At 38.8% G+C, this 16,027-nt stretch carries 14 protein-coding genes; 10 read left to right on the top strand and 4 right to left on the bottom strand.

Features of this window, described 5'->3' with window-relative positions; genetic code table 11:
- Positions 1–22: 22 nt before the first annotated feature.
- The 4 genes from MHH51_RS18170 (at position 23) to MHH51_RS18155 (ending at position 3,725) form a co-directional block, all read left to right on the top strand.
- Positions 23–979 (top strand): nitronate monooxygenase, encoded by a 957-nt coding sequence (locus tag MHH51_RS18170; RefSeq protein WP_339282823.1) that lies wholly within the window; start codon positions 23–25, stop codon positions 977–979.
- A gap of 37 nt (positions 980–1,016) precedes the next feature.
- Entirely contained in the window at positions 1,017–1,796 is a 780-nt protein-coding gene (locus MHH51_RS18165) for an enoyl-CoA hydratase/isomerase family protein (RefSeq protein WP_339282822.1), read from the top strand.
- 39 nt (positions 1,797–1,835) lie between these two features.
- Positions 1,836–2,786, top strand: a complete 951-nt coding sequence (locus MHH51_RS18160) for an MBL fold metallo-hydrolase (RefSeq protein WP_339282821.1) — start codon at positions 1,836–1,838, stop codon at positions 2,784–2,786.
- Between the two features lie 114 nt (positions 2,787–2,900).
- Complete coding sequence (locus MHH51_RS18155) at positions 2,901–3,725, top strand: aldo/keto reductase (RefSeq protein ID WP_156984933.1); 825 nt, start codon at positions 2,901–2,903, stop codon at positions 3,723–3,725.
- A 141-nt stretch (positions 3,726–3,866) separates the two neighbouring features.
- Here the strand turns inward: MHH51_RS18155 and MHH51_RS18150 are convergent, their stop codons facing one another.
- A complete protein-coding gene (locus MHH51_RS18150; RefSeq protein WP_339282820.1) occupies positions 3,867–5,918 on the bottom strand; it encodes a catalase in 2,052 nt (683 codons plus the stop codon).
- A gap of 324 nt (positions 5,919–6,242) precedes the next feature.
- Between MHH51_RS18150 and MHH51_RS18145 the strand changes: the two genes are divergently transcribed.
- Positions 6,243–6,785, top strand: a complete 543-nt coding sequence (locus MHH51_RS18145) for a GNAT family N-acetyltransferase (protein WP_339282818.1) — start codon at positions 6,243–6,245, stop codon at positions 6,783–6,785.
- A gap of 118 nt (positions 6,786–6,903) precedes the next feature.
- Here the strand turns inward: MHH51_RS18145 and MHH51_RS18140 are convergent, their stop codons facing one another.
- Complete coding sequence (locus MHH51_RS18140) at positions 6,904–7,701, bottom strand: Cof-type HAD-IIB family hydrolase (RefSeq protein ID WP_147210622.1); 798 nt, start codon at positions 7,699–7,701, stop codon at positions 6,904–6,906.
- A gap of 158 nt (positions 7,702–7,859) precedes the next feature.
- Here MHH51_RS18140 and MHH51_RS18135 point away from each other — a divergent pair, with 158 nt between their 5' ends.
- From MHH51_RS18135 to MHH51_RS18120, 4 genes are all read left to right on the top strand, one after another.
- Positions 7,860–8,300 (top strand): hypothetical protein, encoded by a 441-nt coding sequence (locus MHH51_RS18135; RefSeq protein ID WP_339282816.1) that lies wholly within the window; start codon positions 7,860–7,862, stop codon positions 8,298–8,300.
- 132 nt (positions 8,301–8,432) lie between these two features.
- Positions 8,433–10,328 (top strand): PrkA family serine protein kinase, encoded by a 1,896-nt coding sequence (locus MHH51_RS18130; RefSeq protein WP_339282814.1) that lies wholly within the window; start codon positions 8,433–8,435, stop codon positions 10,326–10,328.
- A 236-nt stretch (positions 10,329–10,564) separates the two neighbouring features.
- On the top strand, positions 10,565–11,737 hold the full coding sequence (gene yhbH / locus MHH51_RS18125) for a sporulation protein YhbH (RefSeq protein ID WP_147210619.1): 1,173 nt from the start codon (positions 10,565–10,567) through the stop codon (positions 11,735–11,737).
- A 186-nt stretch (positions 11,738–11,923) separates the two neighbouring features.
- Positions 11,924–13,336, top strand: a complete 1,413-nt coding sequence (locus MHH51_RS18120; protein WP_147210618.1) for a SpoVR family protein — start codon at positions 11,924–11,926, stop codon at positions 13,334–13,336.
- Between the two features lie 44 nt (positions 13,337–13,380).
- On the opposite strand, the gene MHH51_RS18115 is transcribed toward MHH51_RS18120, so the two are convergent.
- On the bottom strand, positions 13,381–14,151 hold the full coding sequence (locus MHH51_RS18115) for a class I SAM-dependent methyltransferase (RefSeq protein WP_339282812.1): 771 nt from the start codon (positions 14,149–14,151) through the stop codon (positions 13,381–13,383).
- 114 nt (positions 14,152–14,265) lie between these two features.
- Between MHH51_RS18115 and MHH51_RS18110 the strand changes: the two genes are divergently transcribed.
- Positions 14,266–14,823, top strand: a complete 558-nt coding sequence (locus MHH51_RS18110) for a GNAT family protein (protein WP_339282811.1) — start codon at positions 14,266–14,268, stop codon at positions 14,821–14,823.
- A 27-nt stretch (positions 14,824–14,850) separates the two neighbouring features.
- Here MHH51_RS18110 and MHH51_RS18105 read toward each other — a convergent pair whose 3' ends face one another.
- Positions 14,851–15,864: a GTPase gene (locus MHH51_RS18105; protein ID WP_339282809.1), complete on the bottom strand. Its 1,014-nt coding sequence runs from the start codon at positions 15,862–15,864 to the stop codon at positions 14,851–14,853.
- Between the last annotated feature and the right edge of the window lie 163 nt (positions 15,865–16,027).

Here is a 16,027-nt window from a genome sequence, read left to right as displayed (position 1 = left end):
TAATATAAAAGGAGATGTTCAAATGCAGCTGACGGATATAAAAAAAAGAATGGAGCTGCCGGTTATTATGGCTCCAATGTTTTTAATTTCTAACCCTAATATGGTTGTCGGGGCTTGTGAAGCTGGGATTATTGGAACATTCCCGGCTCTTAATGCACGTACAAAAGAGGTTTTAGATAGCTGGATGACTGAAATTAATGAGAGATTACTAGAAAAGACAGAAGCAGATCCAACTGCGAAAATTGCTCCCTGGGGAGTAAATTTTATCAGTCATTCCTCCAATAAACGATTCTATGAGGATTTGGAATTAATCGAAAAGCATCAGCCTCCAATTGTTATTACTTCCTTAGGGGATCCTTCGCCTGTTGTAAAGATTGTTCATAACTATGGCGGGCTTGTTTTATCCGATGTTACTGATATAAAGTTTGCCAAGAAAGCATTGGAAAAAGGCAGCGATGGGTTAATTTTAGTAGCAGCAGGAGCAGGAGGGCATGCAGGAATATTAAATCCATTTGCATTTATGGATGAGGTACGGAGCTTTTTTGATGGGCCGGTTGCTTTGGCAGGGACAATTACAAAGGGAGAACAGATATTGGCAGCAGAACTGTTAGGAGCTGATTTTGCTTATGTTGGTACGCATTTTATTGCAACTGCAGAGAGCGGAGCAAGTGCTGCTTATCAGGAATCCATTATTCAATCTGCTGCTGCTGATATTATATATACGCCTGCTTTTAGCGGTATTCCTGCTAATTATCTGATACCAAGCATTGTTAAAGCCGGTCTCGACCCAGAAAAATTACCGGAAAAAGCCGGGCTTGATTTTAAGAAGCTTTCTGATTCATCTGCTAGAGTCTGGAAGGATATCTGGGGAGCCGGCCAAGGTGTCGGCGGGACCAGTAAAACACAGACTGTACAGGAAGCTGTTACTGAATTAAAACAGGCATATAAACAAGCGAAAAAAATCCATCAACTTACTTGAAAAAACTATATGATGACAATAGATGAGGGAGTGATAGATGATGGCAGATGCAGTGAAATATGAAAAGAAAGAATCAATTGCTTTTATTTCCATGAACCGTCCAGAAAAACGGAATGCCCTTTCGATTGAAATGGCAAATGGTTTTGTAGAAGCATTGAAGGATGCAGAGAGTGATTCTGCTATTAAGACAGTTATTATCAGCGGCGAGGGAAAGATATTTTCAGCTGGCGGTGATTTAGAAGTACTGCACACACTGGATAACAGTGTAAAAATAATGGAATATATGAAACAGGCATTGGAAATTATTCAGACCATCCGGGAGCTTGATAAATACGTAATCAGTGCAGTTCATGGTTTTGCAGCAGGAGCAGGGTTCAGCATTGCTGTTGCAGCAGATTTTGTAGTAGCCAAAAAGGATGCAGCCTTTGTATGCAGCTTTACCAATGTCGGAATAATACCTGATCTGGGCTTATTAAAGAAATTAACAGATAATCTGCCAAGTGCGATAGCAAAGGAATGGATTTCTTCTGGAAGACCTGTATCAGCAGAAGAAGCGTACCATCGTGGCATTGTAAACAAGATCACAGAAGGAGATGTGCTGGAAGCAGCTGCAGATTATGCTGGTTTTATTGTCAACGGACCGCCGCTTGCCAATAAATTTGTAAAGCATATGGTGAACCATGCAGATGAATGGAGCACCGGTACAAATGATTTGCAGGAAACAGTGATTCAGACCCTGCTGCTGCAATCAGAGGATAATAAAGAGGGCATTCAGGCATTTTTTGAAAAAAGAAATCCGGCATTTAAAGGAAAATAATGAAAAGAGAGCCTGATTTCTAAGAAGGAAGTGATCTCCATGATAGATGAATTAGGAATCAAACAGATCAGATTGGCATTACCTTTTCGGCTGAATCATGTAAACTGTTTTCTAGCCGAGGAGGAGAACGGTTATAAAATGCTAGATACCGGGCTGCATAATAAAGAAACTGAGAAAGTATGGGATAAAGAATTAGCAGGAAAACAGATTACTGATATTATTATTTCACACTACCATCCGGATCATTTTGGTTATGCGGGAAAGCTGCAGAAAAAAACGGGTGCGGAGGTCTGGATGCCAGAAATTGATTTACAGATTGCTCTTCAGGCCTGGGAAAAGCCTTTTTTGAAAAATCTGCAGGAAAACTACCAGCGGTCAGGTATTCCAGAGGATATAAGCAGGGCACTGGCAGAAAATACAGCCTCATTTGCACCGCTGGTAACACCATATCCAAAGATTCAAAACCTATTGAATGAAGGAGAAACAATTCAATTTGGAAAATATGCCTATGAAATTATACATACACCAGGTCATTCAGATGGATTAGTCACCTTTTATAATGGGGAGAACAGTGTGCTTTTGTCAACAGATCATATTCTGCCGAAAATTACTCCGAATATCTCCTACTGGTTTCACGGTGATCCTAATCCTTTAGAGAATTATCTGAAATCCCTGGAAAAGATAAAGAAGCTGGATGTAGAATGGATTATTCCATCACATGGCAGCCCATTCCAGGATGCATCGAAGCGGATATCTGAAATTAAAGCACATCATGAAAAACGCTTAAACAGCCTGCAGGAAATGCTGAAAAGCGGATTAACTATCTATGAAACAATGAAAAAGCTTTTTCCAAAACAGCTGGCAGTTCATGATACCCGGTTTGCAGTTGGTGAAACGGCCGCTCATCTGGAATATTTACGTTTGGCGGGTGAATGTGAGCGGGAATTAGTGGAAGGTGTTTATATTTATCATATTGGCAGTCATAGATAGGAACATCAGCTGTATAAATCATGAAAACTCTGATTTACAGATTCCTTTCACTTTCCTTTCTGGTGTCAGTTATTATATGATGAAAGAAAAGTCGGGAAGGGAAGGTTATGAAATATGAGTGGACATTTGCAGGATACAGTTACATTGAATAATGGTGTCGATATGCCTAAATTTGGACTTGGTGTGTACAAGGTTGAGGAAGGGCAAATTGCAGTAGATGCAGTGAAAATTGCATTGGAGCACGGCTATCGCAGTATTGATACAGCTTCGTTTTACCAGAATGAGGTCAGTGTCGGACAAGGAATAAAGGAGTCTGGTGTACCAAGAAAAGATATTTTCCTGACATCAAAAGTATGGAATGATGAACAAGGCTATGAATCTACCTTGGAAGCATTTGAACGAAGCCTTAAAAAATTAGATACGGATTATCTGGACTTATATCTGATTCATTGGCCAGTGAAAGAAACATTTGTGGATACCTGGAAAGCGTTAGAGAAGCTCTATCATGATGGACGTGTCCGTGCAATAGGAGTCAGCAATTTTCATATTCAGCATTTAGAGCGGCTGCTTCCGGAAGCCGAGGTTATACCCGCAGTTAACCAGGTTGAATTCCATCCACATTTAACACAGGAAGGATTACGTGCATTTTGTGAACAGCAGGGAATCCACCTGGAAGCATGGTCTCCGTTAAAGCGTGGCCAGCTGTTAGATCATCCAATACTTGTCTCTATTGCAGAAAAGTACGGGAAGAATGCAGCACAGGTTATTCTGCGTTGGGATGTTCAGCATAATGTGATTACTATCCCTAAATCAATTACACCTGAACGAATTATTCAGAATGCAGCTATATTTGATTTTGCATTAACAGAAGAAGAAATGAAGCAGATTGATGCTCTAAATGAAAATAGCCGTTCCGGATCTAATCCAGACGACTATTAATAAATAAAAATGCTCAGCGCAGGTAACTTTCCAGTGCTGAGCATTTCTTCATAGATCGGGGCGATTCCCGTAGTAGACATTTCCTTTGGCAAGAACATCAGTGTTTTAAAGACCAATTGATTTTCTTGTTTTTTTCATTTCCTACCGATCCCAAAAACGCTGTTTGGCCATTGCATTAACAAAGGCTTTATAGAAGCCTTCGTTTGGAGACTTACTTGCTAAAACACCGGGACGATCTTGAAGGTGGATTTCTTCTATCCATTCAGCTCCTTCGCCGATACCTCCAATTGGTTTATAATGATTAAACTGATCCACAATAAATTGATTCGCCATAAAATGAAAATCTCTTGTAGCATAAGGACCGCCGACAACGAATAAACCGTCATACAGCAAAGGGGATCCTGTTAAAAATGTGTCATCAACGGAAATCGTATCTCCGCCTGTTCCTTGTAGTGTTCCAAGTTTACTGCTTACAAAGACAGGCTGCAATCCAGCTTTTTTCCATGAAGCCATAGCAGCTTCCAAGGCATTACTGTCATATTGCTCATCAATAATAACACCGACCTTTAAGGTATCTGCAGTAAAAATCGTATTTCTCATACTTAGAGCCGGTGAGGAAGCAGTGACATCGGATTCCTGAATATCCTCCGGCGGAGCTGGTACGCCAACCTGCTCAGCAACAGAAACAGCCAATGGCCTGCTAATATGGGCAAGCATTCGAATCACACGTTCACGAACTGCCGGTGTTTTCACTTTCCCAAGCTCAAAGCTGAATGCCTGCAGGATATGGCTTTTTTCCACATCACTCATACTGTTCCAGAAAAGCTTTGCTTGTGAAAAGTGATCTTCAAAGCTGGGAGCTGTTTTACGCACCTTTTTCCCTTCAACAAGAGATGGATAGGTGACAAATCCCCCTTTATCGCCGGGAACAGTAAAAGGGGTGTTGTCAGCCAGGTAATTTTGATGATAAGCAACCTGACCTTTATCAATAACATAACGTGCTGCACCATCACGGTGATTATTATGTGCTGTGTGGATAGGACAATTAATCGGGATTTGCTTGAAATTTGTGCCAACACGATAAAATTGTGTATCTGCATAGGAGAACAATCTGCCCTGCAGAAGCGGATCATTAGTAAAATCAATTCCGCGCACAATATTTCCTGGATGAAGGGCAACCTGTTCTGTCTCTGCAAAAACATTCTCGACATTTTTATTTAAGGTCATTTTCCCAATTTTTTTAAGGGGGATAAGCTCCTCCGGCCACAGCTTGGTAGCGTCTAAAATATCAAAGTCAAAATCAAACTCCTGGTCCTCACGGATAACTTGAATGCCCAGCTCGTATTCAGGGAAATTCCCTTTGTTAATATTCTCCCATAAATCCCGCCGATGGAAATCTGGATCAGCACCGCCGATTTTTTGGGCTTCATCCCAAATAAGCGAATGTACACCTAAGGTTGGCCGCCAATGAAACTTACAAAAATGTGACACACCTTCTTTATTCACAAGACGAAATGTATGCACACCGAAGCCTTGTATCATCCGAAAGCTGCGCGGGATTGTACGGTCGGACATAATCCACATCATCATCGCTGCCGATTCTTCGTTACTGCCGATAAAATCCCAGAAAGTATCGTGCGCTGTCTGCCCTTGAGGAATTTCATTATTTGGTTCCGGTTTTAATGCATGAATTAAATCAGGGAATTTAATGCCGTCCTGAATAAAAAAGATAGGGATGTTATTGCCGACTAAATCAAAATTCCCTTCCTCCGTATAAAATTTCGTTGCAAAACCACGCACATCACGTAATGTCTCGTTGGCTCCCCTTGATCCGGCAACCTGTGAAAAACGGACAAATGTAGGTGTTTTTCTGCCAGCTTCCTGTAAGAAATGTGCATCTGTTAAATCTGCTTGTGATTCATAGCATTCAAATATTCCGTGCGCTCCATAGCCGCGCGCATGGACATTTCTCTCTGGAATACGTTCTCTATCAAAATGCGAGAGCTTTTCACGGTAAATAAAATCCTCCAAAAGCTGCGGTCCGCGATCTCCGGCACTAAGTGTATTCTCATCATCCGAAATTTTAACCGATTCATCCGTTGTCATCGGTTTTCCTTCATTTTCTCTATAAAATTTTTCCAGTTGTCTGATTTTTTTATTTTCCTCCGGTTTCCGATTATTGCTGTCTGTCATGTATATCCTCCCTTTAGACGAATTTCTTCACAATAATAGGAGTATATTCGCCTGAAAATGGATATATGACTGGAGGCAGAGAAGGATAAATATTGCATTATATTTAAAATGATTAGATTGCTTTTTGAAGTGTATATAATAATATTAGAAGTAGACAGATATCAAAGAGGAGAGAGAGCATATGGGCTGGATTAATTTTATTATCTTTATCATATTGGCAATAGCGGGAGTGTGGGGAATGCTTTCCAGAGCAAAATGGATGAAAGAACAATCTCAAAAAAACAAAAAGTCTTAATTTATAAAGAATTAGAAGAGAAAAAGATAATGGCTTATAGTGAGGAGGCAAGAATAATAGGTACAGACAGGCTGCTTCTGCGCCTGTTTAAAGAATCAGATGCTCCAGAAGTTACCCGGCTATGTAATAACTATAATATTTACAAAAATACCTTGTATCTTCCATATCTATATTATAAAGAGGATGCATTAATTTGGATAAAAGATCATTTTGAAAATTTTGAAGAAGAAAGAAGCTTTGAATTTGCCATTACTGATAAATTGACTGGAAAGCTGTACGGCGCTATAGCGCTCTCTAATCAGTCAAAATTTAGTAATGGTGAATTAGCTTATTGGATCGGTGAGGAATATTGGGGGAATGGCTATGCAACAGAAGCAGCAGAGGCTGTCCTTGAATTTGCTTTTGCAGAGAAAGGGTATCATAAAGTTTTTGCGCGTTACTTTCATACAAACCCGGCTTCCGGAAGAATCATGGAGAAAATAGGTATGAAAAAAGAAGGAACCTTGAAAGAACATCTTAAAAAAGATGATGAGTATATAGATCTTATCTTTTTTGGAATACTTGAACAATAACCTGATTTAAAAAAATTGCTAAAAAAAATAAAGAGCTGCCCCATGGGAAAAGCTCTTTATTCCACCTCTTAGCAAGATGTTAATCTTTTAGATACCAAGGGTCGGGTTAACCAAGCTCTCAATCTTTCGGCAACAGTCCGACCATTTGTAAGCCATATAAAATGCCATCGTCACTTACATCCTTTGTGACATAAGCAGCTGCTTCCTTCACTTCAGGTAAACCATTTCCCATAGCGACCCCATTAGGAATCATTTTAAGCATGTCTAAATCATTTAAAGCGTCTCCGAAAGCGTATTGTCTTTCAGCAGAGAAATCAAGATATTTAAGTAGTTTCTTGATACCAAGGGCTTTAGAAACGCCTTTTGGAAGAACATCTACAGATTTAGGGTGCCAGCGGATAAAATCAAAATCAGTAAATGTATCTTGATAAAGCTTCTCTTCTCCTTCTGTGTTGAAGAGGAGCCCCTGATAAATTTTATTATGCTTTACAAAATCCTGCTCCTGGGATGGATAAGCATCTACCTTTAATGTTGAAATGCTTTCCACGATATATGGATGGTCATTAGGTACATTTGTTGTCATTTTTTTATCATTCATATAAACAACAGGGTGATTTTTATTTAAAGCAAATGCTGTTAATTCATCCAAAGCTTTTGGATTTAAAGTATTTGCATAGATAACTTCTCCGCGAAACACAACATATTGCCCGTTGTAGCATATGTAAGTGTCAATATCTAATTCTTTTCGTAAATCTTCAAATAAAAATTTTGCCCGGCCTGTTGCAATAGCAACCTCATGACCCAGCTCCTTTAACTTGAAAATCGCCTTTTTCGTTGATTCTGGCAGTGTTCTTTCCTCTTCCGTCAACAGTGTTCCGTCAATATCGAAAAAAATAATGCTTTTATCTGATACCATCTAATCCCTCATTTCACCTTCATCATTCGTTTCCTATTATGATGGAACTTCTGTCGAGATTCAACTGAAGACCTTTATCCACCTAATTCAATTATTCTTCACAAACATATGCAAATCGCTTACAATCAGGATAGATGAAGAAATGAGGAGTTAATGATATGAAACGCCTAGTACTGCTAATTGTAATGTGTATTCCGGTTTTTCTGGCAGGCTGCTTAAGTCCAAACAGTGCCCGGATAGTAAATGATATGTATACAGCTGCCCTTATGGGTGAGGAAGAAAATGTTGCTTCTTACTTTTCAGAGGAATATTTAGAAGCACATCCAATAGAGGAATTAACGAATGAAGCAGCAGAGGATGTCCGAGCGATGTATGGAGTAAATATGATGAATATTACACTTATTCGTGACCGGGAGCTGCAAGATAATTACATAGAATCAATCGGGTTATCAGATGAACAGGATTTATTTGTTATTACAGCGCAAACAGATGAGGCTGAAGTGATGGTTTGGATTGTTGAACGAGGAAAAACCCAGTATACGATTATTCAGGGAGAAAGGTATGACTTCGATACATATAATGAAAAAGTACTTGATTAAAAGCGGACTTCCTGCCATATTTTTTTGTTTGAAAATGAGCCAGATTGTTTTTCTAAAATATTTCCATAGAGCATGTTTTAAACTTCCTCTGCATAGGATATAGAAATCGTTGCAAGATGGAGGGAGCCTGCGATGGATATTTTAAACAAAGTAAAAAATGATAGAGAAACAGAAAAGCAACTGGGATGGGAAGGTACATTTGCGGAATACTTAGATTTGGTAAAAGAAAACCCCACAATTGCACAAACTGCTCATTCCCGTGTCTATAATATGATAAAGAATGCGGGAGTCAAAGAGAAGGATAACCACAAAATGTATCAGTTTTTTGGATCAGCTATTTTTGGATTAGAATCTGCAATTGAAAGCTTAGTAGAAGAATATTTTCACCCGGCAGCACGAAGATTAGATGTCAGAAAACGAATTTTATTATTAATGGGCCCCGTCAGTGGAGGGAAATCCACGATTGTCAGCTTGCTGAAACGCGGCCTGGAGCAATATTCGCGTACAGATGAAGGTGCAGTGTATGCGATAAAAAATTGTCCAATGCATGAAGATCCTCTTCATTTAATACCGCAACATCTGCGGGAGGATTTTTATGAAGAGTATGGTATCCGGATCGAAGGCAGCTTATCGCCGCTGAATACGATGCGTTTAGAGAAGGAATACGGCGGCAGAATTGAAGATGTCAAGGTGCAGCGGATCTTTTTCTCCGAGGATAAAAGGGTGGGTATTGGAACCTTCAGCCCATCAGATCCAAAATCACAGGATATTGCTGATTTAACAGGAAGCATTGATTTTTCAACGATTGCGGAATTTGGATCAGAATCTGATCCGCGGGCTTATCGATTTGACGGGGAATTAAATAAAGCAAACCGCGGGATGATGGAGTTCCAGGAAATTTTAAAAAGTGATGAGAAATTCTTATGGCATTTACTTTCTCTTACACAGGAAGGAAATTTTAAAGCGGGCAGATTTGCGTTAATTTCTGCGGATGAGCTAATCATTGCCCACACAAATGAATCGGAATACAAATCATTTATTTCCAATAAAAAGAATGAAGCGCTGCATTCCAGAATGATTGTTATGCCAATTCCATATAATTTGAAAGTCAGTGAGGAGGAGCGAATCTATCAAAAAATGATTCAGGAAAGTGATATTGCTGATGTGCATGTGGCTCCGCATGCCTTGCGGGCAGCAGCGATATTCTCCATCTTGACCAGATTAAAGGAATCGAAAAAACAGACTGTTGATGTTGTGAAAAAGATGCGGCTCTATGATGGAGAAAGTGTAGAGGGCTATAATCAAATTGATGTAGAGGATCTATTAAATGAGTACGCGGATGAAGGAATGTCAGGAATTGATCCAAGATATGTCATTAATCGTATCTCTTCAACGATTATCCGTAAAGAGGTGCCGTCGATCAATGCACTGGATGTACTACGCTCGTTAAAAGAAGGATTAAACCAGCACCCGTCTATTTCTAAGGATGACCTGGAGAAATATTTAAATTATATTTCGATTGCCCGAAAAGAATATGATGAAATTGCGAAGAAAGAAGTTCAAAAAGCCTTTGTTTATTCCTATGAAGAATCTGCGAAGACCTTAATGGATAACTATCTTGACAACGTAGAGGCTTATTGTAACCAGAATAAATTGCGTGATCCACTTACCGGTGAGGAAATGAATCCAGATGAAAAACTGATGCGTTCGATTGAGGAACAGATTGGTATTTCTGAAAATGCGAAAAAAGGTTTCCGTGAAGAAATTCTAATCCGTTTATCTGCCTATGCACGCAAAGGCAAGCGATTTGATTATCAATCACATGAGCGTCTGCGGGAAGCCATTCAAAAGAAATTATTTGCTGATTTAAAGGATGTTGTGAAAATAACGACATCCTCGAAAACGCCAAATGAATCACAGCTGAAGAAAATTAATGAGGTTATCGCCCGTCTTATTGATGAGCATGGATATAATTCCGTGTCTGCAAATGAATTGCTGCGTTACGTTGGCAGTCTATTAAACCGATAAAGTTATAGCAGTGTTCTTCCAGCTTAGCAAAAATAAAAAGTGGTATCCAGATGAAGATGGATGCCACTTTTTACTTAATCTGATAAAGAAAATAGGTTTCTAAAAACCTCAAATTCTTTTAATCCGTCTGCAATAACTTATCCTCTCTTGCATAGAATAGATAAAGCATGTTTCTAAAACTGTTTGTACCATAAACTGATGATTGGAAACAATTAAAATATAAGGAGAGGATTCGAGTGTCCAATGAGCAAGAGCATAATTTCGTCGTCTCCCAAGAAAACTGGTCTCTCCACCGAAAAGGTTATCAGGATCAACAGCGCCATAATGAGAAAATTAAAGATGCGATTAAAAAGAACCTGCCTGATCTGGTCAGTGAAGAAAATATTATTATGTCCAATGGAAAGGATATGGTGAAAATACCAATCCGTTCACTGGATGAATATAAAATCAGGTATAACTATGAAAAATCAAAGCATGTCGGACAGGGAAACGGAGATTCAGAAGTTGGAGATGTTGTTGCCCGTGCACCAGGCAGCGGCGATGGACAGCAGGCCGGAGCTGGAAATGGGAAGAAGGCAGGAGATAAGCCGGGTCAGGATTATTATGAATCAGAAGTATCCATTGCGGAGATAGAAGATGCATTATTTCAAGAATTAGAGCTCCCTAATCTGCAGGAAAAAGAAAAATCAGAGATTATTACGGAAAAGGTCGAATTTAATGATGTACGAAAAAAAGGATTAATGGGGAATGTCGATAAGAAGCGGACGATATTAACAGCATTAAAAAGGAATGCCCGGGATGGAAAGGCACAAATTACACCGATTTATAATGATGATTTGCGTTTCAAGACTTGGAATGAAGTTATCCGTCACGATTCCAAAGCAGTAGTCCTGGCAATGATGGATACGAGTGCTTCAATGGGGGCTTTTGAAAAGTATATTGCTCGCAGCTTCTTCTTTTGGATGAACCGTTTTTTAAAAACCAAATATGAAAGTGTGGAATTTGAATTTATTGCCCATCATACCGAGGCTAAAATAGTTACGGAGGAGGCATTTTTTTCAAAAGGAGAAAGTGGGGGAACTATTTGTTCATCTGCTTATTATAAAGCTTTGGAAGTAATTGAGGAAAAATATAATCCGTCCCGATATAATATTTATCCATTTCATTTTTCAGACGGAGAGAATATCAGCTCGGATAACAAGACATGCATTGAGTTAGTCCACCAGCTGATGGAGAAATCAAATATGTTTGGTTATGGGGAAGTAAACGGCTATAATCGTTATTCAACCTTGATGAATGCCTATAAAACTATCGAAGACCCTAAGTTTAAGCATTATGTATTAAAAGAAAAGGCAGATGTATATCATGCCATGAAGAGCTTTTTTAAAAAGACCGCAGAACATGTATAAAAAAATAACAGCTCAAAGATTTGCGTAATTATTTCTTTGGGCTGTTTTATTGCTGATAAATACTATTGCAGAAGAAGTTTAGCTAAAGCGAGTTTCCTTATTTTATTTTGCGAAAGAAATATAGGAAGGGCAAGATTTCATCCGGGAAACATAGACTAGTAGTAGCTGATTAAAGGGGGAATCCACTTGAACGGAACAAAGGAGTTAACGAATGCTATCGAAGAAATTACTGAGGTAGCTAAAGGGTTTGGTCTGGATTTTTATCCGATGCGCTATGAGATTTGTCCAGCAGATATTATTTATACATTTGGAGCTTACGGTATGCCGACGCGTTTTACCCATTGGAGCTTCGGAAAGCAATTCCATAAAATGAAGCTGCAATATGATTTAGGTTTAAGCCAAATTTATGAGCTGGTGATTAATTCTGATCCATGCTATGCCTTTTTATTAAATACAAACAGCCTGATTCAAAATAAATTAATTATTGCCCATGTACTGGCACATTGTGATTTCTTTAAAAATAATATCCGTTTTTCCAATACCCGCAAAGATATGGTGGAAAGTATGACAGCAACTGCTGAGCGTATTGCCCATTATGAAATGGTGCACGGGAAGGAAGAGGTAGAGAGCTTTTTGGACGCCATTTTATCGATTCAGGAGCATATTGATCCATCGATTGTCCGATTTAAACTGCCACCCAAAACAGAAGACGACACCACAGATGAAGACAGCTATAAAAAAAGAGGAGAGTACGATGATCTGTGGAGCTTAGATTCAAGTGAAAAACATTCGCAGAAGAGAAAAATAAAAAAGCAAAAGAAAATCCCCCCTTCTCCTGAAAAAGATTTATTATTATTTATTGAAGAATACAGCAGAGAACTGGAGGATTGGCAGCGTGATGTATTGACGATGATGCGGGAGGAAATGCTTTACTTCTGGCCGCAATTAGAAACGAAAGTAATGAATGAAGGGTGGGCCTCCTATTGGCATCAGCGAATTATGCGTGAATTAGATTTAACAACAGCAGAGACGCTTGAATATGCTAAATTGAATGCTGGTGTTGTTCAGCCATCCCGGACATCAATCAATCCTTATTACTTAGGGATAAAAATCTTTGAAGATATTGAAGAACGCTATAACAACCCAACCGAAGAAATGATAAGAAATGGCTGTGAACCGAATAAAGGAAGAGATAAAATTTTTGAAGTAAGGGAAATGGATTCCGATATTTCTTTTATCCGTAACTATTTGACGAAGGAATTAGTTGCTAAAGAGGATATGTACCTTTTTGAGAAGAAAGGGAGAGATTATCGGATTACAGAAAAGGATTATGTACAAATTCGCGACCAGCTTGTCTCCCAGCGTGTAAATGGGGGCTTTCCATATATCACAGTAGAAAATGGTGACTATCTCCGGAATGGGGAGCTGTATTTACGTCACGGCTATGAGGATATTGAGCTGGATATTAAATATTTGGAGCATGTTTTACCATATATCCATCAGTTATGGGGAAGATCTGTCCATTTAGAAACAGTTGTTGAAGGGAAAGAAACACTTTACACTTACGATGGAAAAGAAATGTATAAGCAGCGGATTTAAATAATTATTGAATCAGCTGACCTGGTGTCTGGTCAGCTGATTGTTTATAATTTTATTGCCAGGCTTGCGTAAAATTGCGGGAAGTACTTAGAAAGAATATAATCGTCTTCTGTCACTGCAAAATCTTCATAAAAATCCTTCAGCAAAAAACCGGCTTTTAATTGTCCGCGTATTTGACTTTCCATTGTGTGACTAAACTGCATTCCGTCATTTTTGATTAATTCTGACCGTTCATTCTCTGTAAAATCCTTTAACGGATTATAGGGAAGCGGATGAATAACCCGAATATCCTCCAGTTTTTCCGCATCATTAAATAAATAAATTTCTGGATTCGTAAAACCCGATAACAAGCTGCCGCCTTTCTTCAACACACGAAAACATTCCTGCCAAATCGGGGCAATATCTTCTACATACGTGTTGGAAACTGGATGAAAGATAAGGTCAAAAGCTTCATCTGGAAAAGGAAAGCGCTCTGTCATATCCGATTTAACAATTTTAATATCGTATCCTTCACGCTCAGAAACCATACGTTCCGCTTCTAATTGGGCATTAGATAAGTCCATAATCGTAACCTCAGCTCCTACGGCAGCAAAAATTGGGCCTTGCTGACCTCCGCCAGAAGCTAAACCGAGCACCTTCCTGCCTTTTAAATGACCGAACCATGTTTTAGGAACTGGAATACTTGGAGTTAATAAGACATCCCAAACATCTTTTTTGGCTTTTTGAAATACCTCTGTGGAAATCGGCTGGGTCCAGCGATAGCCTTCTTTGCTCCATTTATTCCAAATTTCTTCATTGATTTTTGTGTAGGACATAGAAAGACCTCTTTCGAAATAGTATTTTTAACATAAAAAATGGAAAGTACTTGGAAAAGTTGATGTTTTTGTGTATAATTATCTTAATTTTTACATAAAAAAGGAGGAGAAGCAATGCAGGAGAGCCCATTTATTCCGTTCCCTGAACTGGAAACGGAGAGACTGCTTTTAAGACAAATGAAGAAGGAAGATCTGCAGGATGTTTATGACTATGCTTCCGATCCGGAGCTGACACCGTTTTTAACTTGGGAATCACATGAAACACTGGCAGATACAGAAGCGTTTATGGAGTTTTTATTTGCTCAGTATAAAAAAGGCACTGGAGGAGCATGGGCAATTGTTTGGAAGGAGAAACACCGTGTTATTGGCACAATGGATTTAAATTGGAACCCGAAACATTATTCTGCAGAGCTTGCATATGTTCTTTCCAGAGAATACTGGAGGAAAGGCATTGGAACAGAAGCGGCAAAGGCTGTTCTTCGTTTTGGATTTGAAGAATTAAAGCTTGAACGAATCTATGCAAGATGCCATCCGGATAACATCGCTTCTTATAAATTGATGGAGAAATCCGGAATGATCTATGAAGGAATTTTAAGAAAATCAATGCAAAGAAAAGGGAAACAAGAGGATATAAGGATCTATTCTATTCTAAAAGATGAATTTAAGGAATAAAGGAAAGCACATGCTGCATGCTTTCCTTTATTCCTCTTCTTCGTTCTGTTCTTTTTTACCTCTTTTATAAAAATAGCTGTACAGAGATTTCAATGTTTCTGCAGTCAACTCAATATTATTCTCATAAGCGTATTTCACAGCATACCCCATGGCAAGTGTCATACCTCCTGCAACACTGCCGCCAATAACGGAGCCTGCCCCCGGGACAAATTTAGATACTTGGCGAAAGATAGTTTTACCGATATTTCCGGTAATAGTCGCAATCGTTAATTCCTTTGCTTTCTTTTTAGATAGCGGCTTTTCGTATAAGGTAGCCAGCTTTATCATTAATCCAACCTGTATTCCAGTTAACGGAATAAAATCAGATCCTGGAAGAGGAGCTGCCCCGACAGCTGTGGCTGATCCGGAGGCCGCTAAAATCCATTTGTTCGCCGTGGATGATTTCTCCTTAATAAGCCTTGCGAATTGAATTTCCTTTTCTTTTTTTTTAAGAATTTCTAAAATCTCATTTCGTAATTTATCGATATTTTCTCCCGTCCGGGAAGAAATCGGGATAACCGGATAACGATTCGATGTATGCTGCTTCACATATTGAACAAGCGCCGGAATATCATCCGCTGCATCAATTTTATTTAAAACAAAAATGATATGTTTATTTTCTTTTTTGATTGTTTCAAATGATTTTCTTTCCCCTTCTGAAAAGACAGTTCCAGCGGCATTCAAGAAAAATAAAATAACATCCGCCCTGCGGTAAAACCGGAATGTTTCCTCAGAATTTGCTTGATTAATATCATCAAGTCCGGGTGTGTCCGCAAAAATAATCTTGTCGCGGTATACATATTTATCAATACCCATCGTTTCCCCGGGACGTGCACCGACTTTAGCGACATCGTCACCAATAAGCTGATTAATCGTTGAGGATTTTCCAGTGTTGATATCACCGATCATTGCAAAAATAATGTCTTTATCTAATTGTTTATTAATTTTTTTTGTTTCTTTATCATAAGCTTTGTCAAAATCTTTCTCATTAAATGCTGACACTATCAACACTCCTTCATGTGTTACTATTCCCTTTTGAATATAATCATACACCATTATTTAAGTGAACATAAAATTTTAGCTATTTAAAGGAAGGGGAACAGGGGCAGGATAATTTTTCCTATCAGAAAATTTTAATCCTTTTGAAACTATTCTAATTTATTGA

This window comes from Oceanobacillus sp. FSL K6-3682, from assembly GCF_037976165.1.
Lineage (GTDB): Bacteria > Bacillota > Bacilli > Bacillales > Amphibacillaceae > Oceanobacillus > Oceanobacillus sojae.
This window is presented reverse-complemented; position numbering and strand designations above follow the sequence as displayed.

What these genes read in the sequence shown, in the direction of transcription:
- MHH51_RS18130 (WP_339282814.1), top strand. Translation starts at nt 8,433, where the DNA reads ATGGATATTTTAAACAAAGTAAAAAATGATAGAGAAACAGAAAAGCAA.
- MHH51_RS18140 (WP_147210622.1), bottom strand. Translation starts at nt 7,701, where the DNA reads ATGGTATCAGATAAAAGCATTATTTTTTTCGATATTGACGGAACACTG.
- MHH51_RS18145 (WP_339282818.1), top strand. Translation starts at nt 6,243, where the DNA reads ATGGCTTATAGTGAGGAGGCAAGAATAATAGGTACAGACAGGCTGCTT.
- MHH51_RS18155 (WP_156984933.1), top strand. Translation starts at nt 2,901, where the DNA reads ATGAGTGGACATTTGCAGGATACAGTTACATTGAATAATGGTGTCGAT.
- MHH51_RS18150 (WP_339282820.1), bottom strand. Translation starts at nt 5,918, where the DNA reads ATGACAGACAGCAATAATCGGAAACCGGAGGAAAATAAAAAAATCAGA.
- MHH51_RS18160 (WP_339282821.1), top strand. Translation starts at nt 1,836, where the DNA reads ATGATAGATGAATTAGGAATCAAACAGATCAGATTGGCATTACCTTTT.
- MHH51_RS18170 (WP_339282823.1), top strand. Translation starts at nt 23, where the DNA reads ATGCAGCTGACGGATATAAAAAAAAGAATGGAGCTGCCGGTTATTATG.
- MHH51_RS18115 (WP_339282812.1), bottom strand. Translation starts at nt 14,151, where the DNA reads ATGTCCTACACAAAAATCAATGAAGAAATTTGGAATAAATGGAGCAAA.
- MHH51_RS18135 (WP_339282816.1), top strand. Translation starts at nt 7,860, where the DNA reads ATGAAACGCCTAGTACTGCTAATTGTAATGTGTATTCCGGTTTTTCTG.
- MHH51_RS18110 (WP_339282811.1), top strand. Translation starts at nt 14,266, where the DNA reads ATGCAGGAGAGCCCATTTATTCCGTTCCCTGAACTGGAAACGGAGAGA.
- MHH51_RS18165 (WP_339282822.1), top strand. Translation starts at nt 1,017, where the DNA reads ATGATGGCAGATGCAGTGAAATATGAAAAGAAAGAATCAATTGCTTTT.